The sequence below is a fragment of the Proteus hauseri genome (assembly GCF_004116975.1).
Taxonomy (GTDB): domain Bacteria; phylum Pseudomonadota; class Gammaproteobacteria; order Enterobacterales; family Enterobacteriaceae; genus Proteus; species Proteus hauseri.
This window is the reverse complement of sequence record NZ_CP026364.1, coordinates 979,441-1,001,768: the sequence shown is the minus strand read 5'-3', so window position 1 is coordinate 1,001,768 and position 22,328 is coordinate 979,441. Positions and strand designations below refer to the sequence as shown.

Below are 22,328 nucleotides of genomic sequence, written 5' to 3'. Positions count from 1 at the left end.
GTGAGATATTTTAATAAACACTATTTTTCTGAGTAAACCTACTAAAATAAATTAATAGTAGGTTTACTCAATAACTTTACTTCATTTAGTTAAGCTAACTTTCCAAGTTCTTGTACGCTCTCAACTAAATTGGCTAATTGGCTAACAACGCGGTCGCCAATATCCGCATTATCACCACCTAACGCTTTATTACGCATAAAGTCTTTTTTAATCTGTTGCCAGCGTATCGACTCTTTTTCTGATAATTTTCCGCGCAGTTCAGTGAGTTTTAATAGGTTTTCTTCGGCACCTGTTGTTAGTAATTGTGCTTCACCAAGATAATGATCATCAAGTAGTCTTTCTAGTTCGTCTTCATTCATCACTGAAGAGACTTTTTCACTAAGCTTATTCATATTACGGTAACTACCCTGTAAGCGAAATGCTGGCTCTGTGCGATATTTATCGGATTGCGCTGCACTGGCAATATATTGTTGATTCACTTTTAAGATAACATTGCGTAATGTGATTAAGTGTTTAAGTACTAAAACGATTTCACTAATTTCTGCATCTGAATAGGGGTAACTTAGTGCGTTAGTAGAGACGGATTTTCCCATCGCTTTATCAACAAAAAGATAGAGGTCGTTTAAATCGCGTAGCGCTAATGGCGCCAAAACGGGATTAGACGTTAGGCTATTTTCGATATAACTCAACGCAAATGCGTCATCCATTCCACCTAATACTTCACCTAAATTATAGATATCAGCACGGTTTGCTAGCATATCAGGGATGCGGAATACTTCTCCTGATTCGGTATAGGGGTTGCCTGCCATGACCACACAGAATTTTTTTCCACGCATATCATAGGTTTTGGTTTTTCCGCGCCAAACACCTTCAATGCGTCTTGTTCCATCACATAATGAGATAAATTTTTGCAAAAATTCAGGGTGAGTGTGCTGAATATCGTCTACATACAGCATCACGTTATTTCCCATTTCAAGAGCGAGATTGAGTTTTTCTAGCTCTTGTCTGGCGGTTGCATTGGGGGCTTGTTCAGGATCTAGTGATAGTACGTTGTGTCCTAATGCAGGGCCGTTTATCTTCATAAAAATTAGCCCTAAACGTGCCGCCGCATATTCCATTAATGTGGTTTTACCGTAACCTGGCGGGGATATCATCAGTAATAATCCCATTAAATCGGTACGTTTACCCTCGCCTAATGCCCCAATTTGTTTTGCCATATTGTCACCAATAATAGGCAAATAAACATCATTAATCAGTTTGTTACGCACAAAAGAGCTTAACGGTTTAGCTTTAAATTCATGAAGTTTTAAACGTGCGCGTTGGTCGATAACGATTTTTTGGCGCAAGGTTTGATATTGACGAAATGCAGGAATAAAGGTTTTTCGCTGCCCTCGCATACGGCTAAAGTAGTCATCTAAACTTAATGATAGTGATTGGTTTTTAATTGTTGGGTGTTCGCCCAATAATCCATTTACCGTAAAGTAGAGGCAAGCTTCGCTATAACGAGCTGAAGCGACTTTATCCAAAATAATGATAGCAATAGCACCCGGAATGTAAGGGGTGAGAGAGGCATATTGCTCAATAGAACATAGTCCTTGTAACCAATTTTGGATTAATGCCCAGCGTTGAGCATAACGAGTAGCTAAATTTTGTTGTGAACGATTAAAATCGATCCACATATGTGCTTCTTCTAATCGACTTTGTAATGCAACGACTAGCTGTTTGGCATATTTACTATAAACAAGCTCAATAGGGGTTCTTGCCAAAATAAAACTAAGATATTCAGCTGCTTGTATTGGCGTATGGCTTTGGCATGAAATCGGATTATCAATTAAGAATAAGCGAATATCTGCCTCAATTTCTGCTTGTAGGTCAATGAGTGCATCGTCGTTATGAAAAAGCTGTTGAATATTTAGCGCTGTTCTCGCACGTTCAGGCCAAAGTGCAGGATATTCATTATGTTGTGTATTTTCCCAGAAAATAGCGGCAATTGCGCGAGCTGTTGGGTTATAACGCAGAAGATCGGCACTTTCTCCTGTCGGGATCAATTGTTTTAAGATAGCGATAGCATCGTGATCGTGGATCCCTTTTTCATACCCTTCTTTATAGCGTGGCGTTGCAAAATCACGTACTAGCTTTTCAAGTTTATCTGGTACAGTCAGCGCATTTTTTAAAATATCATAAGTCAGATTATCTTGACGCTTTGCTGCGGCATAAATAATTGAATAAGCAAGATATTCTGCTCGATAAACGGTATCGGATTCCGATTCAAGTGATGCATCCCAATAGGGTTTAAGCTGTTCAAGTTCCGCATTTTCTATCGGTTCTTGGAAGTCTGTTCCTGTGAGATATAACCACAGTTTTTCGTCTTTAGGTAAAATCGTCAGATCAAGCTCTTGTGTATTAACACTAAAACGATGACGAGGCCCCAATTTAATAATATTTCCGTTATCTTCAAAAATATCGGTTTTATCACGTAATATGCGAATAGCTTGATCACGAGAGGATTTTAGTCGCGCATCAATATCATCTGCTTTTACGTTATCATTGATTTCTCTTAGTTTTTCAATGATCTCTCTTGTTTTTGATGCTAAAGGATCTGAAGCAAAAAAGGCATTTAATTCATCTTGAGATTGAAGCCTTGCGGTTCTGCGCTGTAAGTTTTCTAATAGGCGATCAGCCGCTGTTAATAGATTTTGTGCTCTGCGCTGACGTTCGTCGATCAACGTTTGTTTATGCGATTCAAAGGTTTCTACAAGTTCTTCACGTTTAGTCAGAATATCATCTAAAAATTCATCGTAGCTACTAAACTGGCTCTCAAGTTCTTCTAATTGAACCAGTAAGCGAGAGAGTTGATCGTCACAACGCTCAGGATCAGTTGCAAGAGAGAGCGCATTGGTGATCCCTTGGCTAAATAAGCGAAATTGCGCACCAAATTGTGCAACCGTTTCAATGTTGCTTTGTGATTTTCTTTTTTGTTGTAAGCGTGCTCGTGACTGGTTTAATTGCGCATAAATTTGTGAAATTGCATCGATAATTTGAGTTTGCTGAGTAATATCACTAAATGTTAGCGAGGCCATTAAATTAGATAACATATCCAAATCTGAGGACATTTGTTCCATGTCATTCATTGGAATATCTAACTGGGCGCTGTTTTGTGCTTTCTCTATTAACTCTTCAAAAGCGATAAGCTGTGCTTTAAAAGGTTGTAAGGCTTTTTCGCTAGCAAGAAAAACGGCTGTGGCTTGTGAAACGCGTTGCTGTGCATCGGTGATTTCTTGTTCCATCTCACTGAGCTTCGTTAAATCCATATAACGGAATTCACGTAACGAAATCAAATGACCACGATGTGCATTTAATTGATTTAATCCATCAACAAATTGCTGAATATCGTTCCAACTATCTGGATGAGTTAAAGAAATTAGTGATTTTTGCCGACTAATGGCTTCATTTATTGCTTTAGCAGATTGTTGGCGAATACTTTCAACTTTTTCATATTCATCAAGCACTAATTCGCTGGTTTGGGTGATTTCTTTTAGTGATTTTCCAATACCTAAACAATGTTCGTCGTTAAACCAGTAATAAAGATCGAGTAGATTTTTAGCTTGTTGGCTAAGTTGTTCATAGCGACTAATAGAGACCTGATTACCTTCTATTTCTTTTGCCACATGCAATATTTCAGAAATACCTCGCACTAGATCTGCATTACCTATACGGCCATAAAAGCCATTACGAGGAGGTTGTTTATCAGCAAATTCTTCAGAATAAAACGGTGTTTGCCAAACTTGCATTGGATGAACGCGAGTTGCTTCTTCGTTTTCACCTTCAAATAACACCATTTTTCCATCTTCAAACATCGCGTAACCATGCCCAACTAAAGGCACAGCTAACTTACGTTCAATCATATTGTAATTAAATAGAGCTAGGCGGCCTTGTGTTGGTGAATAGAAAACATATAGTACATCTTCGCCATTAGGTGAGCGGCGCAAACGACGAAAATACATGCCTTCCATCGGTTGATCGAAGGTTTTATATTCACCATTTTGCAGGTAATAGCCGCCAGGGAAAATAATTCCATGATCTTCTGGTAGTTGCACACAAGCTTGTCCGATAGCATCTATGCGCTGCACGCTTTGAGTTAAAGTGTTATAGACCAGATAACGCCAGTTCTCTTCGCGATAAGGCAGGATTTTTAATAAAATTAAGCTGCCTGTTTGTGCATATTCAATAAGTGCATCATCAAGAGATTGGTTTTTATCTAGTACCGCTTCGCGATAAATACCTAAGCCATCTTCGGTGTTATTTTCACATTTAATGGTGAGATCGCCACCTGTAGTTTCAACAAAAACGGTATCGAGAATATTAATATGAGGAAAACGACCATTAACGGTGTTTTCTCTTTGTGTTCTTACCCAAGTAAAATCGTAAGCAGGGGGAAGGGCGATATCGCGCTCGCCGCGATTATCAATATATTCAATACGCTGCTTATCACTGGAAATGGCCCAACGGAAAACACGAACATCTGTAATACGTGCACCTATTTGAAAGCTGGCAAGTAATTTACCATCACGTTCAACTAATTGAAGTAATTGCGTATCTTTATAGTAGGTATAAAGTTCAGTGAAATCCTGAACAAAGCGATAGTCACTTAAAAATGTGTCTTCATAAGCGACAGCTTCAACATCAAATTCACCTTCAGTTTCTGTTAACCGATAGAGCGAAAAGACATCTTCAAGATGCGTTTCTCGTTTGAGCCCAAGAAATACGTTATAGCCAAAAAGAAGCCAATCACCAACGCGAACAATATCTCTTGCTTGGCAATTATTTTCAGTACGAATACGAATGCGCCCAATGATATCCATTTGGCTTTGACCAAATTCATCTAAGCGATGTTGGTTTAATAACGCTGCCTGTTGATGAAGTTGCTGACCTTGTTCTGTTAGGCGTTTGCGTAATATTTCATACGCGCCACCTTGTGCAACAGCGCTGTCGAGTATTTCCTGTTCGCGGTTCGTATCCTGAATATCAGACATGGTATAACGGATTTCCTTGGCTTAATCGATAAATATTATTAAAAGGCATATAACTAAGTTATATGCCTTTTGTATTCCTTTATTTAAAATGAGTCATCTGCTGATGGTTCTGGTTTTTCCGTCACATTTTTAGCAAGTTGACTCGTTCCTTTGGTTGCCATAAATCCATTAATTAAATCTTGGACTTCTGGGTTATTTAATAAGGAAGCAATATCCATTTTTTTATCTTGTTTGGTGCGATTAATTAGTTTTTCTACGTTCTCTTTGGCAAAGCTGCTCTTATCCATAAAACCATCAACGGCTTTACCTAAGCTCAGTGCTTTAGAGAAGGTATTAAAGAAGCTGCCATCACCACCAACAATTTCAATATTGGTTTTGCTTAGCGCTGCGGCCAATACATCAGCTTGTTCGCGAGCAATTTCTTTATTGGCGTCAATTGATGCCATAGCTTGTTCAAATTCTTTCTCAAGACGCATACGGAACTCTTCATGAGAACGCGCAGTATCACTGAGATGATCCATTGATTTGAATTTATCCGTTAAACCATCAGCTTCCGCTTTCAAGCGTTGGCGAATGACTTCGGCTTGTGCGGCACCTAGTTGTCCTTCACCACGTGCTTGTGCTGCTAGTTTTTCTTCAAGAATTTTCGCATCCGCTAAACCTAATTTTTCTTTAGCATTGGCTTGTTGTTCTTCACCACGTGCTTGAGCCATCAATTTTTCTTCTAAAATTTTGGCTTCAGCAAAACCTTGTTTTTGCTCAGCTTGTGCTTTAGCTTCCATCACTTGTGCTTCTGTTAAGCCTTTTTCTTTTAAGCCACGGGCTTCTGCTAACAGTTTTTCTGCTGTGATATTCGCTAAGACTAAACCTTCTTTTTCTTCGGCCTCAGCGGTGGCTTGGCGAACGCGTGCCTCGGCTAAACCTAATGCTGCATGTTCAGCTTCTATACCTTCAGCAAGGCGTTTTTTCGCTTCGGCTTGTTTGGCTGAAGCTTCTAGTTCAGCTTTTGCCATTGTGCTTATTTCTTCGGCTTTATGTTTGGCGCTGACTTCATCGGCTTCAGCTTTTTTTACCTGACGCACTAAAGATTCTTCTGCTTCAGCTTGCGCATTAATCACTGTGATTTGCTTCATACGTTCAGCTTCTGATATTTCACGTACTTCTTTAATGCGTTCTTCTTCTTGAGCAACTGTTTTTTCAACCGCAACACGTTCACGGATCACGCTTGAAATATTTTTGCGCTCTTCTTCTAAGGCTTTTTCTTTTTCAATGCGTTGTAGCTCTACTTCACGCTCGCGAGCAACTATCTCTAACTCACGCGCACGGCTGACTCGTTCTTCTTCAATAGCAACAGCTCGTGTGCGATTTTGTTGTGCAACTTCAACTTCACGCATACGATTTTCTTCGCGAATTTCAATTTCTTGCTGAGTTTGAATTCTCGCTTGTTCTGATTTTAAACGTTCTTCTTCTTGCACCCGCAATGTTTCTGAGGTTTCACGGGCACGAATATTATCGATTTCACGTTTTTGGCGCGCTTCTGCATCAGCTTGCTGGCGTTCTAATGCTAGGCTCGCTTCACGTGTTTCAACATTCTTTTTCTGGATAGCTAATTCTTGATCACGCTCTTTTTGGTTGGTTTCAATATTATGAATAGCTGTGATTTCAGTTATTTTACGAATACCTTCAGAGTCAAAAATATTATTCGGATCAAGAGCTGATTTTGGTGTTTGTTCTAAGTAGTCGATAGCTACGTCTTCTAATGCATAGCCGTTGAGATCTTTACCAATAACATCAACAATGCGATCACGAAAGTTTTGTCTGTCTTCAAAAAGTTTGGCTAAATCAAACTGTTTACCTACAGTTTTTAATGCTTCAGAAAATTTTGCGCTAAAAAGGGCGCTTACAGCTTGGTGATCTGAAGCGCGCTCAACCCCAATGGCTTTGGCAACTTTTAATACGTCTTCAGTCGTTTCATTAACCCGTAAATAGAATGCTACGGTGATATCAGCACGTAAATTATCCTGACAGATAAGGCCATCTTTACCGCGACGATCTACCTCTAATGTCAAAAGAGAGATACGCATAAATTCTTTTTTATAGATGACGGGATAGACCAATGCGCCCGTAAAATGTACTTTTGGCTGCGAGGTCATATCATTGACGATTAATGCAGTACCCTGTGGAACCTTGATATAAAATGCCTTAAACAGTCCAAATAATCCTAAAATTATTAGGATCACACAGCCAATAATGGTCAAAAAAGGCATTATAAAAGCCAAGTCCATATTCTTTCTCCATAAGTTCAACGATGTCGTCGTGTTAAATATTGTCTGTTAGCTAAATGTATTTTCATCGATATAAAGGGTTAGCGACGAAATTCATCTTCCGTAACGACTTGATAACTATGAGTTGCTGCGTCATAACTGATAATAATAACGCTATCACCTCGTTTAATATTTTCTGTTTCCGGTGCTCTTATTTGTAAGATTAAACCTGCGCCACCGTCTTCTAAAATGGCTTCACCTTTAATTTCAGTCACTTTATCAGAGCGAACGGTCGCTAATTTTCCTGCCAGTTGGTGTACTGATTTTGGCTTATTTTGCATTATTAATTTTTTACGGATTGGTTTTAAACATAATGCCGTAAGTTGAAGTGAAATAAAGGCAATAACAATAAATAGAATAAAACCAACAAAGTAATGCAGTAAAGCGGTATCAATATAGCGAATAAACCAATGAACGCTAAAATAACTGATAAACCAACCAAAAAGCGTAAAGAAGGTTAATATAATGGTAATAGGGATACCGGCTAAGCCTAATTTAGTTAGCCAACCTGCAAATCCGGTAGCATCTGCGTTTATATCAAATTCACTATCAATATTGAATAAGTCGATATCTAATAATCCAAATGCAGCACATAGCCAGTAGAAAAGAATAATAATAAGTAGTGCACTAAAAATAATACACGGAAAGGTTAGGCTGTTTTGGAAAAATAAATTCATATAAGCAGTTCCCTTAATTAAAAAATGGTGATTTCACTATCACATTAATAATGTTTATCATACTTTAAATCACTGATAAAGCATGTGGTTATCTCTATATTCTATGTTTATTAGCCTATTTTTATGGTCGATAAACTTTAATATAAGTTATTTCGTTGTGGTTGAATAATATTACTTATTGTCTTTTATAATATCGGATCATTCCCTAAAGGTTAAAGACAAAATATTTAACTATTATTTATCCATAAATTGCGTGCTGATAAGTGTTTTATATAAATGTTAATCTTTTTATTATGTATAAAACGCTAAATTATAGAAAAGGTCATTACCAGTGTATTGTACAGACTGTGCAGTACTATTGGAGCAATAAGAGAGCGAGTACTTATTCTTACCTGACAGAAGATAATACCCATAATAAAAATAAGTGTAAATGTGCTAAGAGAGTGGTATTGCGTATGTATGGCAGAAAATAGTAGAGACGAAGTGATTATGGCAATCCATTTTCCTATATTGCCATACCACATACCGGCATTGAGTAGAAAGCCTCTGAAGATTATCTCTTCCGTAATTGGTGCAATAAATATAATTGAGAGAACAAAGAGAAAAAAAGCAAACCCAGTAATATTATTAGTTAACTCTATCCACTCTTTTTCTTCTGTGCCTAAAAAACCATTAATAAAGATTAAGGCGATAAGTGCTAATAATGGTGCTATTAATTTTCGCCAATGAACGCTGCCTAGTGGCATTAATTTGATATTTTTCTGATAAGCAAACCAAATGATAAAGCTGAAGGGAAGGTAGATAAGAAAAGTTACTAATGTAATTGCATAATTTGATTTTAAAAAATCTTTCACGTTAGGAATAAATAGAATAATAAAAGGTGAAAAATAATAGATTATAAAAGCAAATATGCAGATAAGGGAGTGAAAAACTCGATCTTTAGGAAATTCCATTTGTGTTTGCCCTATTGTAATAAATAATACCCGCTAGTTTTATCTTAATAGGATAGCGTGTTTAAATTGTTAAATCATTAGGTTATTTGAAGAAATTAAAGAGTAAAGTGTCCTTATTACTTTGATTGATTAATATGGAATATAAACATCCTCATATAGAAAAATATATTTAATCATCAATGAAAATAAATTTTATATAAAAGGGATGAGTATGAGAAATATTATTTATTTAATAATTAAAGGTAAAAAGGTTTAATATCATCAGTATGTTTAACAGAGAAATATATTGGTAACGCCTAAGTTTATTATTTTAACTTGGATGCTGTTTCCTGACCTTCTTGAGAATTTTTTATTTTGTAAATATCTTTGGATGTAAATCCATTTTTTATCATTAATCCTTCGATTCCATTCTCCATATTTATCTTCCTTTTTATAAGAATCAATTAATATAGCTAACTTAATTTATTATTGATAGCAATTAAGTCATTGAATTCTTTTTTACCAGCATGCTGTTTTATATAAATGAAAGTACTACTTTAATAGCTAAAAAATAAGAGGGTTGAAAAGCTAAACGGAATTTTTATCCATCAGAATTTAAAGGCGTGAGTGAAGGAGGGGGCAGTTAAATCTAGATTTATTGACCTCTAAATGCAAAAACCCGCCTTTTGGGCGGGTTCTTTAGAATATGGTGCCCGGACTCGGAATCGAACCAAGGACACGGGGATTTTCAATCCCCTGCTCTACCGACTGAGCTATCCGGGCAACGAGGCGCATTAAACCGTATTCAGCGTGATGCGTCAACGTCTTTTTTATAAAAAATGCAAAAATAAGTTCGTTTGCTTTCTTTTTATTCTATCTGAGTTTAAATTTTCGACATGAATACTTTTTTAATGAAAAAAGTTTAAAAAACAATCAGTAACATTATTTGTTTTTTTTATCATCTCACCGACAAATTTCTCTTTTTATGATGATTTAGATTCACTTTCTGGTAAAAAATAGAAAAAATTAGGTGAATGAGAAAAAACAATCACCTTTATCTTTCTAAACAGTCGCTTGATTAACTTAAGGCGCCATTTTTACGGCATTGTGCAATCTTAAGAATATCCTGTGCTAAGAGTTTTGCTGTTGTTATGTCGTCAGAATGATGATTTACCATTAAACGGCTTAAGCAGCCCTCTAGGATGAGCTCCATTTGTTTAGCGACTAATTCATCATCTTCAATATCAAGTTGGCGTAGTAGCGTTCTAGAGTAATCAAAAGAGCTTTGCTTTTGCCGTTGGCTGAGTTGATGTATTTGAGAGTGCTCATCAGGGTATGCGCTACAGGCCGCGACAAATAAACAACCCGGAAAACGGTTTTTCTCTAGACGCATTGCAAGTTGGTCATAACGTGCAAGTAGTTTTTGTTCGACAGTGAGGTTTTCATCTAACATCACTTGGCGTTGCCAAATATCAATTTGTTGGCCGTGATGTCGTAAACAATCAAAAATTAAGGCGTCTCTATCTGGCCAAAATGGGTGAAGTTGCTGTGGAGATAAATCTAACTCTTGAAGAAGCTCAGGTAAAGATGCCGCCAAACCATATTGTTCTAGTTTGATGAGCACATGGTCTAATAACGCTTCACGTTGCACGGAAATCTCCTTAAATCACGTTATAGCGAAAACACCATAATTAGCAGATTTATGTGCAAAATGAAAGGTAGGTAACTCAAAGATAAAGAGGTAAGGAGGATCTTTATTAGTCAGTTTTATTTCGACTAAAATGAAAATACCCCATTCCATGAATGAGGTATTCTCTTTTTATTTTTTGTGCGCTAAACACTTAACAGTTTAGCGCTTTTTGCAATGTTTTATTTTTTACATCAAACTACAAAATCATACTGCCGAAGAGGAAACCAAATCCGACAGCTAATACCACACCAATAGTACCAGGGATAAAGAATGGGTGGTTGAAGACTAATTTACCAATACGAGTCGTACCAGTGTCATCCATTTGAACGGCTGCAACCAGTGTTGGGTAAGTTGGCAGAATAAACAGACCTGAAACCGCAGAGAAAGATGCGATAGCAGTTAATGGCGTTACACCTAAAGCTAAAGCCATAGGCATTAATGCTTTTGCTGTTGCAGCTTGTGAGTATAACAGAGCAGAACAGAAGAAGAAGATTACAGCCAATAACCAAGGGTGGCCTGTGATTAAATCACCCGCAGTCAGTTTGATCCAATCAATGTTACTTGAAACGAAAGTATCACCTAACCATGCAACACCCAGAATACAGATACATGCACTCATACCTGCTTTAAAGGTACTTGAGTTAAGGATGCTGTCAGTTTTTACTTTACAGAAGACTGTAATCAGCGTTGCAACACTCAGCATGATGATAAGAATAGCGTTAGTGGTATTCATTAACTGTTCTTTCACGATACCTAAGCTTGGGCTGTTGACGATGGCATATGTAACAACACAAATAACACCCAGTAAGAATAGCATTACAGAAGCTTTAGCTCCTGGTAATGTTTCTCTGCGAGCTTGGCTACCACGTAATTCAACCAGACCTTGCTCTAAACGCTCACGATAGACAGCATCATCAGACAGTTTTGAGTTAAATACCCAAGAGACGATAAATGACATCAGGATGATAGCAAGGAAGGTTGCTGGTAATAAGATAGACAGCAGGGTGATATAACTTACAGTGTGGCCTTCACCTACCATTGCAGGGTTTTCCATGACAGAAGCCATGTAAACAACTGCAGCAGAAATAGGTGACGCAGTAATACCGATTTGAGCAGCAACAACACCTGTCGATAAAGGACGGCAAGGTTTAATACCTTGTTCTTTTGCAACTTCAGCGATAACTGGTAGTGTTGCTAAAGAGATGTTCCCTGTACCTGCAAATAAGGTTAAGAAATAAGTCACAATAGGCGCAAGAATTGTGATGTATTTTGGATTACGTCTTAACAGTTTTTCAGTTTGGCCAACAAGGTAATCCAAACCACCAGCAACCTGCATTGCAGAGATTGCGGCAATAACAGCCATAATGATGGAGATAACATCAAAAGGGATAGAACCAGGTTTAACACCGATGGCAGCTAAAACTAACACACCTAGACCACCAGCAAACCCGATACCAATTCCCCCAAGTCTCGCACCGAGGAAAATGGCCAGCAGAACGATAATCAATTCTACGGCTAACATAGCGTTTACTCCTTGAGATAATTAAAAAAATGAGAAAGATAAGTTAAATTTTTGTTTTTACAACCAAGTAAAAAGGCACGCCTCTTAAAGAGTTCGTGCCTTGTATTTTTAAGAGCTCATTCTTATGTTTAACAGTGTCATGTTATAAAACACAATTATTAATCATCGAAGCGTTTTGCTTTGTAAGCCGGATTTTTTAAGTTATCAACAGAGAAAATATCATCTAGTTGTTCTTCAGTTAATAAACCGCGTTCTAGAACAACTTCACGTACACTCTTACCTGTTTCTGCACAAATCTTACCAACGATGTCGCCGTTATGGTGACCAATGAATGGGTTCAGATAAGTAACGATACCAATTGAGTTGAATACAAAGTGTTCACAGATATCTTTATTTGCAGTGATACCATCAACACATTTTTCTACTAAGTTACGACATGCGTTGCTTAACAGTGAGATTGATTCAAACATTGCTTGGCCAATTGCGGGTTCCATTACGTTTAATTGTAATTGACCTGCTTCAGCAGCCATAGTGACGCAAGTGTCGTTACCAATTACTTTAAAGCAAGCTTGGTTAACAACTTCTGGAATTACTGGGTTTACTTTAGCTGGCATGATAGAAGAACCTGCTTGTAATTCTGGCAGATTGATTTCTTTCAGACCAGCACGAGGACCAGAAGAAAGTAAACGTAAGTCGTTACAGATTTTAGACATTTTCACAGCTAAACGTTTTAACGCACTGTGAACCATGACATATGCACCACAGTCAGAAGTTGCTTCAATTAAGTCTTCTGCAGGAACACAAGCTAAACCAGTTACTTCTGCTAATTTTTCAACAGATAGTTTTTGGTAGCCAGGTGCAGTGTTCAGACCTGTACCGATAGCCGTTGCACCTAAGTTCATTTCTAACAGCAACTCAGCAGTGCGTTTTAGGTTTTTAATTTCTTCTTTCATTAATACAGAGAAAGCATGGAATTCTTGACCTAAAGTCATTGGTACAGCATCTTGTAGCTGAGTACGACCCATTTTCAGGATATCTTTGAACTCAACTGCTTTTCTATCAAAGCCTGCTTTTAGCAGTTCGATAGATTCAGTTAATTTAATAATAGAGTTATAAACAGCAACGCGGAAGCCACAAGGATAAGCGTCGTTTGTAGATTGGCTCTTATTCACGTGGTCATTTGGATTCAGGTATTGATATTCACCTTTTTGATGACCCATTAATTCCAGACCGATGTTTGCGATAACTTCATTGGTATTCATATTTAATGAAGTACCAGCACCGCCTTGGAATACATCAACTGGGAATTGATCCATGTGTTTACCTGTTTGTAATACAACGTCACAGGCTTTGATAATCGTATCAGCGATTTCACGAGGAATAGTGTGAAGCTCTTTGTTTGCTAATGCAGCGGCTTTTTTCACCATTACCATACCGCGAATGAATTCTGGAACATCATTGATTGTACGATCACTGATGTAGAAGTTTTCGATAGCACGTAAGGTGTGAACACCGTAGTAAGCATCAGCTGGAACTTCTCTTTTACCTAACAGGTCTTCTTCGATACGAGTTTTATTTGACATGAGAACCTTCTTATTAAAATTTTAACTGTCTAGTTATGCGCTTGTTAATAAAATATATCGTTAACGGTTAATAATGTAATATAACTTACCGTTTTGCTTGGTACTGGCACGATCATATTCGGGTTGTAAATAAATACCTTTAAGCTGGATCACTTTATAAGTAAATAACGTTTAATTATTTTCTTTTTGTGATCTATCTCATGGATCCTGCTGTTATCGCTCTCTTTTTTAGGCCCCTTGAAAAGGAGTATTATGCTCCCCATTATTATGTAGATAAACTGAGGAAAAGCGAGTCTGTAAACTAGTAGCTTAGAGATAGTTCACACTCCTTTCTATTAATAATATGAATCTTTTTTATAAAAGGAGAACCAAGTGCGTTGGCTCCCATTGATTGTTATTTGTCTTCTTATTTACATAGAAGCGGTGATTTTTGTACATGTCGCTTCATCTATAGGCGTACTCACAACCTTATTCCTAGTGGTACTGACGTCTTGTGTCGGTATCTCGTTGGTTAAAAACCAAGGCGTAAAAAATATTGCCTCTATGCAACAAAAATTAGCAATGGGTGAAGTGCCTGCTGCTGAAATGGTAAAAAGTGTTTCGTTGGTTTTAGCGGGTATTTTATTGTTGATCCCCGGCTTCTTTACTGACTTTCTTGGCTTACTGTTATTACTCCCACCACTTCAAGCGCTATTGGTGACTAAATTGATTTCGCGTTTTAGAATTTATACGCCAGGAAGTGGGCAAAGTGGATTTTCTTCAGGTCAGGGAGGAAGTACCTTTGAGGGAGAATTTCAGCGTAAAGAAGATAGTCCTAGTAACCAACTGAATAATAAGGCTGATCATCAGGATAACGACCATTATTCTGACAAAAAATAGTTGACTTAAAACATAATCGACTAAAAAGGGAAAAGTTTGAAAAAAAAATAGACTTCTCCCCTTGAAGTTTTACCGGATGCCCCCACTTGTATCGTCATGGTACTGGTTCATTTTAGGCACTGGTATCAACCTTAATCCTGATATGGACTTTTTTATAGGAGATCTATTAATGAAGATTCGTCCATTACATGACCGTGTTATTGTTAAACGTAAAGAAGTCGAAGCTAAATCAGCTGGTGGTATTGTACTGACAGGCTCAGCGGCGGGTAAATCAACTCGTGGCGAAATCTTAGCTGTTGGTCATGGCCGCATTATGGAAAACGGCGAAGTTAAACCATTGGATGTTAAAGTTGGCGATATCGTAATTTTTAACGACGGTTATGGCGTTAAAACAGAAAAAATTGATAACGAAGACGTGCTTATCATGTCTGAAAGCGACATTTTAGCAATTGTTGAAGAATAATTTTTCTCTTTTAAGATCTTCTTAAACTGAACGAATTCAAAGGAAATATACGATGGCAGCTAAAGACGTCAAATTCGGTGTAGATGCTCGTAATAAAATGTTACGTGGTGTTAATGTTCTTGCAGATGCAGTTAAAGTAACTTTAGGCCCTAAAGGTCGTAACGTTGTTTTAGATAAATCTTTCGGCGCACCTGTTATTACTAAAGATGGTGTATCTGTAGCGCGTGAAATTGAACTTGAAGATAAATTCGAGAACATGGGCGCACAGATGGTGAAAGAAGTTGCTTCTAAAGCCAATGATGCGGCAGGTGATGGTACTACAACTGCAACAGTGTTAGCTCAGTCAATTATTGCCGAAGGTTTAAAAGCAGTTGCTGCTGGCATGAACCCGATGGATCTGAAACGCGGTATCGATAAAGCCGTTATTGCAGCAGTTGAAGAACTGAAAAACCTATCTGTTCCATGTTCAGATACTAAAGCTATCGCTCAAGTAGGTACAATTTCTGCAAACGCTGATGAAACCGTTGGTTCTTTAATCGCTCAAGCGATGGAGAAAGTAGGTAAAGAAGGCGTTATCACTGTTGAAGAAGGCACTGGTTTAGAAGATGAACTGGATGTCGTTGAAGGTATGCAGTTTGACCGTGGTTATCTGTCTCCTTACTTCATCAACAAACCAGAAACAGGTACAGCAGAATTAGAAAACCCATTCATTCTTTTAGTTGATAAAAAAGTTTCTAATATTCGCGAATTACTGCCTGTTTTAGAAGGTGTTGCTAAAGCAAACAAACCTCTACTTATTATTGCAGAAGATGTTGAAGGTGAAGCGCTGGCAACATTAGTTGTTAATAACATGCGTGGTATCGTAAAAGTTGCAGCGGTTAAAGCACCAGGCTTTGGTGATCGCCGTAAAGCAATGTTACAAGATATCGCAACCTTAACTAACGGTGCTGTGATTTCAGAAGAAATCGGTATGGAATTAGAAAAAGCAACGTTAGAAGATTTAGGCCAAGCAAAACGCGTTGTTATTAATAAAGACACCACAACTATTATCGATGGTTTAGGTGATCAAAATGCAATTAGCGGCCGTGTATCTCAAATTCGTCAACAAATCGAAGACGCAACTTCAGATTACGACCGTGAAAAATTACAAGAACGCGTCGCTAAATTAGCTGGCGGTGTTGCAGTAATTAAAGTAGGTGCTGCAACAGAAGTTGAAATGAAAGAAAAACGTGCTCGTGTTGACGATGCTCTGCATGCAACTCGCGCAGCAGTTGAAGAAGGTGTTGTTGCTGGTGGTGGTACTGCACTGGTACGTGTTGCTAATGCACTGCGTGAAATGGTTGGCGATAACGAAGAACAAACTGTTGGTATTCGTGTTGCTCTGCGTGCGATGGAATCACCAATGCGCCAAATCGTTGCTAACGCAGGTGAAGAACCATCTGTTGTTGTTAACAACGTGAAAGCAGGTGAAGGTAACTACGGTTATAACGCGGCAACTGATGCTTATGGCGATATGATCGATATGGGTATCTTAGATCCAACTAAAGTAACTCGTTCTGCACTGCAATTCGCTGGGTCTATCGCAGGTCTGATGATCACCACTGAAGCGATGATCACAGATTCACCTAAAGACGATAAAATGGATTTAGGTGGCGCTGGTGGTATGGGCGGCATGGGTGGAATGGGCGGTATGATGTAATTCGTCATCCCCACTGTTTTACCAAAAACCCGAGCTTAGGCTCGGGTTTTTTTATGCTGTTTTACTTCAGAATTATCAGATAATTGATTTTTTATATAATTAGATGCAACTTATTTCTTTACAACTAGATCACAGATCGTTTTTACTGCACCCGATATAAAATATTATATAAATTGGGGTATTCACCATGTCTGTTGTCGCCATTGTGCTGATTTTCTTATTCGCTGTAATCGTGAGTGTGTTTATCTCTCGATTATTATCAGAAAAAATTCCTTTACCTATCATTCAGATAGCCTTAGGTGCCTGTCTTTCTATTTTCGGTTTTGAAGTTGCTTTTGATCCTCATCTCTTCTTGCTTTTGTTTATTCCGCCTTTACTATTTTTAGATGGATGGCGAATTCCTAAAGAAGCGCTATTTCAAGAAATTAAACCGATAATGTCTCTGGCAATTGGTTTAGTTGTGGTCACTGTTATTGGTATGGGCTTTTTTATTCATTGGCTTATTCCTTCTATTTCATTAGCAGTAGCCTTTGCATTAGCGGCAATTTTGTCACCTACCGATCCGGTTTCAGTTTCTGCCATGACTGTTAATTCGCCACTGCCTTCCCGTATGACGCATATTTTAGAAGGTGAGTCGTTACTTAATGATGCCACGGGCTTAGTTTGTTTTAGTTTTGCTGTGGCTGCCGCACTTACAGGTTCATTTTCTATTGTTTCTGCTGCGGGGCAATTTTTATTAGTTGCTCTTGGTGGTGTGGTGATTGGCCTTATCGTTGCTGGCTTAATCGGGCGACTAAATCAGTTTTTAGTTAGACGCACTGGTGAAGATCCGGCTATTCAGATCTTAATTAGTTTATTAATGCCATTTTTTGCTTATTTAGTTGCTGAACATTTTCATGTATCCGGTATTTTGGCGGCGGTGGTTGCAGGTATTGCAATGCACTACGAAAAAATTGTCGGGCGTATGCAAGCCGCAACACGAATGCAAAGTAAAGCGGTATGGGATACGGTTCAAGTCTCATTAAATGGTATGATTTTTATTTTATTGGGTGAGCAATTGCCGGGTATGTGGCGTTCTTTACCTGAAGTGACCGCATCGGCAGGCTCTACAAGCCCTTGGGGTGTTTTAGGTTATGTTGTCATTATTACCATTGGGCTTGCGGTACTGCGTTTTTCATGGGTGTGGATTTCAATGTCGTTAACCGTCTTCCGTAATCCAGAAAAACGTTTATCGCGTCATCATATTCGTTTAATGGCAGTAATGGCAACGGCAGGCGTAAGAGGTGCTATCACCTTAGCGGGTATTTTAACATTACCACTATTGATGTCTGATGGTTCGCCTTTTCCAAACCGACAACTCGCTATTTTTATAGCAATGGGTGTTATTCTTTGTTCGTTATTGATAGCTACTTTCGCGTTACCTATACTGACCAAAGGATTATCAGAAGATTTACCTTATGAAGATGATGAAATTCGCACTCGTTTAGCCTTAAATGAAGCGGCGATAGCACATATTAACGAACTGATGAATCAGCCTTGTGAAGATCTTGATGAGATGTCACTGCGTATCGAAGCAGGCACACATTTACTCGAGATTTATAATCGTCGTCTTGATAACGAAGACGATGCACAAGTTGGTGCGCTTGATCTCAAAAGGCTGTTTAGTATGGAACGCCAATTATCACGTAGCGCGTTAAAAACAGAGCGAGATGCATTACAGCAATTGCGTAAATCGAGACATATTAATGAGCATATTTATCATCGCTTACGTCATGAGCTCGATTTAAAAGAAGAAGCATTAAATCATCATTTAAATTAAGGATCCTATAAAACCTTCAGAGAATGAAAAATTATCTGAAGGTTTTTATAAAATACACAAATAATGTGCTCATACTCGCACTGTATAGGTTGATAATCTATCAAAGCATTTTAAAAGTATGAAAGCGGTGTAGAATAGCCACAATACTGCTTTGTCTATCTCAAAGCTGAATCTGTAAGTTAAAATAAGCTTAAAGCGAAAATATTTTATTTAGACTGCTGACTAAAGTGAGATGGTGATTTATTTTTGCGCATTAGAGGGATGACAAGGTATATTGTTGTCATTACTGAACTGACACTCAAATAAATGAGGGAATCATGCGAATTAAATTGTTATTGGGAGCCACTGCCGCTTTATTGTTAGCAGGGTGTTCTGCGACAACTACGTTGACCACAGCGGGCTCACAGGTACAAATCACTGATACGCAGCCAGGCAGTGAATGCCAGTTATTAGGAACTGTTACCGGTGTTCAAAATAACTGGTTATCGGGTTCCCGCTCTGAAAGCCAATCACTGCGTGGTGCTGCTAACGATTTACGTAACAAAGCTGCTCAAATGGGCGGTAATGTTATTTTTAACGTCGGTACTGGCGCAGGAAGTATTGTTGATAGTTTTGCACCATTAGATAGCAAGATGAGTGGACAAGTTTATAAATGCCAGTAATCGGCATAAACTCATTGTGTATTCGCTAATAGATAATAAAAAGCTGTAGTCACTAAACTGAACTACAGCTTTTTTGTTTTCATGATGATTTAATGGCAAAAGTTATTGTTGACGCAAGCCTAAGTCTAATAATGTTTTACTTGGTTCTCCGCCTATTTCACGTGTTAATTTTGGAACCATATAACCTGAAACTAAGCTCATTAATGTTTTGATAATTTCTCTGGCTTCTATATCAGATACCATAAAATGAGCCGCACCCTGGACTTTATCTAAAACATGAAGATAATAAGGCATCACACCTGCATCAAATAATGCACGGCTTAAATCGGCAAGAGTATGCGCATTATCATTAATACCTCGTAATAAAACACCTTGATTTAATAATGTCACATTGGCCTGTTTTAGTTTTAAACAGGCCTCTCTTAATGCATCGTCAATTTCATTGGCATGATTAATATGCAGTACCATTAATGCTTGTAATCGTGAGCGCTGCAATCTATCGCATAATGTTTGAGTGATGCGAGCGGGGATCACTACGGGTAAGCGAGAATGAATGCGTAAGCGTTTTATATGCGGTATTGCTTCTAATTGTGAAATCAACCAGTCTAACTCGTCATCTTTTGCCATCAGAGGGTCGCCTCCAGAGAAGATGATTTCATCGAGTTTTACGTTATTTTTGATATACTCTATTGCCTTTTGCCAGTTTGCTTTGTTTCCTTTGTTATCTTCATAAGGAAAATGGCGTCGAAAACAGTAACGGCAATTGACAGCGCAACCACCTTTGACCAGAAGCAATGCACGATTCTGATATTTATGTAATAAACCCGGCAGCGCATTTTGTTGCTCATCTAACGGATCTGTAGAAAATCCCGGTGTTAGGGTAAATTCAGCATTTGCAGTTAATACTTGTAAAAGTAATGGATCGTTAGGATCGCCTTTTTTCATGCGTGCAACGAATTCACGGGGAACCCGTAAAGGAAAAAGCCGTCGCGCTTGAGCACCTTTTTGGAGCTCATCGTGATGCTCCAACGCTAAAAGTTGGAGTAATTCAACAGGATCACTGATTGCCTGCGCGAGTTGTGTTAACCAGACTTCTCTGGTGGGGTGATTATGAGTTACAATGTGTGCCATTTTTTGGCTATGCCATTTTAAATTAAAAAAGTTAGAGGATATTCATGGCTTCTTATAATACCAACGATTTTCGTTCAGGTCTTAAAATCATGTTAGATGGCGAGCCAGCCGTCATTACTGAATGTGAATTTGTTAAACCAGGTAAAGGTCAGGCATTTGCTCGTGTGCGTCTGCGCAAACTGATCTCTAATAAATTACTGGAAAAAACATTTAAATCTACTGATTCTGCTGATGGTGCTGATGTCATGGATATCAACTTAACTTACCTGTACAACGATGGTGAGTTCTGGCATTTCATGAATAACGAAACTTTCGAGCAGTTAGCTGCAGACGAAAAAGCCGTTGGCGATAATGCCAAATGGCTGATCGACCAAGCAGAGTGTATCGTAACACTGTGGGATAATCGCCCAATTTCTGTTACTCCACCAAACTTTGTTGAGTTAGAAATCGTTGACACAGATCCAGGTCTGAAAGGCGACACCGCAGGTACAGGTGGTAAACCAGCAACGTTAAGTACTGGTGCTGTGGTTAAAGTGCCACTGTTTGTACAAATCGGTGAAGTGATTAAAGTTGATACTCGTTCTGGCGAATATGTATCACGCGTAAAATAATCGGCTGATTATTCTACTCAGCGCAAGCATGATGCGCGATAAATAAATTACCGCAAATAAAAAATCAATATTTGCGGTTTTTTTATTTTTAAAATCATATTTATTGATGTAATAAACGATTTTTCTTTCTAAAATATTGAGTGATTTGTATTACTGCGCCATATTATTTTTTATGTTATTATTCATCAATCAAATATCTCTGATTTATTTCCACTTAATGCCAAAATAGAATGAAGGATGCTCAATTGGAATTGGCAAAAAATAACCATTTTTTTAGAATGTAGTGGTAGGTTGTTTTGGTAAAGATAACCCACAGCAATATTTATTTTATAAGTTATTTTGATTTCCTTTAAGAGATATTTATGGAGTATAGATAAAAACTGTAATCCTGTAATATTATTGATATTTATTTTATATTTTGTTGTACTAGGGAAACCACTTCCAATATAATTATTTACTCTGAAATATCTCTTTTATTTTTTTACTCTTATTTACCACCTAATTATCATCCTTATTGTCATTTATTCAGTTATGATTTATTGACAATGAATCTTATTATGGAATTGGATTCCATATCATAATATAAGCCATTCTTTTAATTAAATTCAATTTGATAAACCTAATATAGATATATGATCTATACTTTAAGTATTCTCTTTAATAATTTTATCAATAAAAAACTTATTAGTTCTTAATTATCAACTGATTAGCTTTTTACCAGTAATTCTTAAATTAATTTAGGAGGTTATATGGAAAAGAAAACCATTATTATGGGCGCCGACCCATCAGGTTATGATCTTAAAGATGCAGTTAAATCTCATCTATTAGCGCAACACTACACAATAAAAGATATTACTGAGTCTGGGCCTATAGGTTATTGTGATGTAGGTGATCAAGTCGGGGCTATTATCTCTGAACATCCTGAGTATATTGGTTTTATTTTTTGCGGAACCGGTATGGGTGTAAGTATAAGCGCTAATAAACATAAAAATGTTTATTGTGGTGTTTGTGAGAGCGTAACAAGTGCACGTTTTTGTAAAGTTATAAATAACTGCAATATTCTTGCTATGGGTGGACTATTAATAACACCATTTAAAGCTAAAATGATGGTAGATGCTTATTTATCAGCAACCTTTACCGAAGGTTTTACTGAAGCAACACCTGAAGATTTACAGTGTGGTTTAAATACAATGAAAGAAGTTGAAAAGAAAATTTATAAAAACTAAAAAAATCTTCAATATATTTACTATAAGCCTGAATATTCAGGCTTATTTTTTTATTAAAAGGATAATTTTTCCTTATT

General features: G+C 37.7%; 15 protein-coding genes and 1 tRNA gene. 7 read left to right on the top strand and 9 right to left on the bottom strand.

What is annotated here, in order from left to right; all coding sequences use genetic code 11:
- Positions 1-89: 89 nt before the first annotated feature.
- The 8 genes from PH4a_RS04630 to aspA form a co-directional block, all read right to left on the bottom strand.
- A complete protein-coding gene (locus PH4a_RS04630; protein ID WP_129038099.1) occupies positions 90-5,033 on the bottom strand; it encodes a DNA repair ATPase in 4,944 nt (1,647 codons plus the stop codon).
- An 83-nt stretch (positions 5,034-5,116) separates the two neighbouring features.
- The gene (locus PH4a_RS04625) at positions 5,117-7,318 is read right to left on the bottom strand and encodes a flotillin family protein (protein WP_129038097.1); all 2,202 of its coding nucleotides are present in this window, start codon (positions 7,316-7,318) and stop codon (positions 5,117-5,119) included.
- Between the two features lie 80 nt (positions 7,319-7,398).
- Complete coding sequence (locus tag PH4a_RS04620) at positions 7,399-8,034, bottom strand: OB-fold-containig protein (RefSeq protein ID WP_129038095.1); 636 nt, start codon at positions 8,032-8,034, stop codon at positions 7,399-7,401.
- Positions 8,035-8,339: 305 nt separating this feature from the next.
- Positions 8,340-8,987, bottom strand: a complete 648-nt coding sequence (locus PH4a_RS04615; protein ID WP_129038093.1) for a CPBP family intramembrane glutamic endopeptidase — start codon at positions 8,985-8,987, stop codon at positions 8,340-8,342.
- A gap of 686 nt (positions 8,988-9,673) precedes the next feature.
- Positions 9,674-9,749: transfer RNA gene (locus PH4a_RS04610), tRNA-Phe, on the bottom strand.
- A gap of 295 nt (positions 9,750-10,044) precedes the next feature.
- Positions 10,045-10,617, bottom strand: coding sequence for a division control transcriptional repressor DicD (gene dicD, locus PH4a_RS04605; protein ID WP_129038091.1), 573 nt, complete (start codon positions 10,615-10,617; stop codon positions 10,045-10,047).
- A 235-nt stretch (positions 10,618-10,852) separates the two neighbouring features.
- A complete protein-coding gene (locus tag PH4a_RS04600) occupies positions 10,853-12,178 on the bottom strand; it encodes an anaerobic C4-dicarboxylate transporter (protein ID WP_129038089.1) in 1,326 nt (441 codons plus the stop codon).
- A gap of 158 nt (positions 12,179-12,336) precedes the next feature.
- Positions 12,337-13,761, bottom strand: a complete 1,425-nt coding sequence (gene aspA / locus PH4a_RS04595) for an aspartate ammonia-lyase (protein WP_129038087.1) — start codon at positions 13,759-13,761, stop codon at positions 12,337-12,339.
- A 372-nt stretch (positions 13,762-14,133) separates the two neighbouring features.
- On the opposite strand from aspA, the gene PH4a_RS04590 reads away from it, so the two are divergent.
- The 5 genes from PH4a_RS04590 (at position 14,134) to PH4a_RS04570 (ending at position 19,283) form a co-directional block, all read left to right on the top strand.
- The gene (locus PH4a_RS04590) at positions 14,134-14,640 is read left to right on the top strand and encodes an FxsA family protein (protein WP_064721156.1); all 507 of its coding nucleotides are present in this window, start codon (positions 14,134-14,136) and stop codon (positions 14,638-14,640) included.
- Between the two features lie 169 nt (positions 14,641-14,809).
- On the top strand, positions 14,810-15,103 hold the full coding sequence (locus PH4a_RS04585) for a co-chaperone GroES (RefSeq protein WP_064721155.1): 294 nt from the start codon (positions 14,810-14,812) through the stop codon (positions 15,101-15,103).
- Between the two features lie 52 nt (positions 15,104-15,155).
- Positions 15,156-16,802 (top strand): chaperonin GroEL, encoded by a 1,647-nt coding sequence (gene groL / locus PH4a_RS04580; protein ID WP_129038083.1) that lies wholly within the window; start codon positions 15,156-15,158, stop codon positions 16,800-16,802.
- Between the two features lie 187 nt (positions 16,803-16,989).
- On the top strand, positions 16,990-18,621 hold the full coding sequence (locus PH4a_RS04575; protein ID WP_064721153.1) for a Na+/H+ antiporter: 1,632 nt from the start codon (positions 16,990-16,992) through the stop codon (positions 18,619-18,621).
- A gap of 317 nt (positions 18,622-18,938) precedes the next feature.
- Positions 18,939-19,283: a DUF4156 domain-containing protein gene (locus tag PH4a_RS04570; protein WP_129038081.1), complete on the top strand. Its 345-nt coding sequence runs from the start codon at positions 18,939-18,941 to the stop codon at positions 19,281-19,283.
- 102 nt (positions 19,284-19,385) lie between these two features.
- On the opposite strand, the gene epmB is transcribed toward PH4a_RS04570, so the two are convergent.
- On the bottom strand, positions 19,386-20,414 hold the full coding sequence (gene epmB / locus PH4a_RS04565) for an EF-P beta-lysylation protein EpmB (protein WP_129038079.1): 1,029 nt from the start codon (positions 20,412-20,414) through the stop codon (positions 19,386-19,388).
- Between the two features lie 44 nt (positions 20,415-20,458).
- Here epmB and efp point away from each other — a divergent pair, with 44 nt between their 5' ends.
- Together efp and PH4a_RS04555 are read left to right on the top strand one after the other, a co-directional pair.
- A complete protein-coding gene (gene efp / locus PH4a_RS04560; RefSeq protein WP_064721150.1) occupies positions 20,459-21,025 on the top strand; it encodes an elongation factor P in 567 nt (188 codons plus the stop codon).
- 749 nt (positions 21,026-21,774) lie between these two features.
- Complete coding sequence (locus PH4a_RS04555; protein WP_064721149.1) at positions 21,775-22,251, top strand: RpiB/LacA/LacB family sugar-phosphate isomerase; 477 nt, start codon at positions 21,775-21,777, stop codon at positions 22,249-22,251.
- Positions 22,252-22,328: the final 77 nt, after the last annotated feature.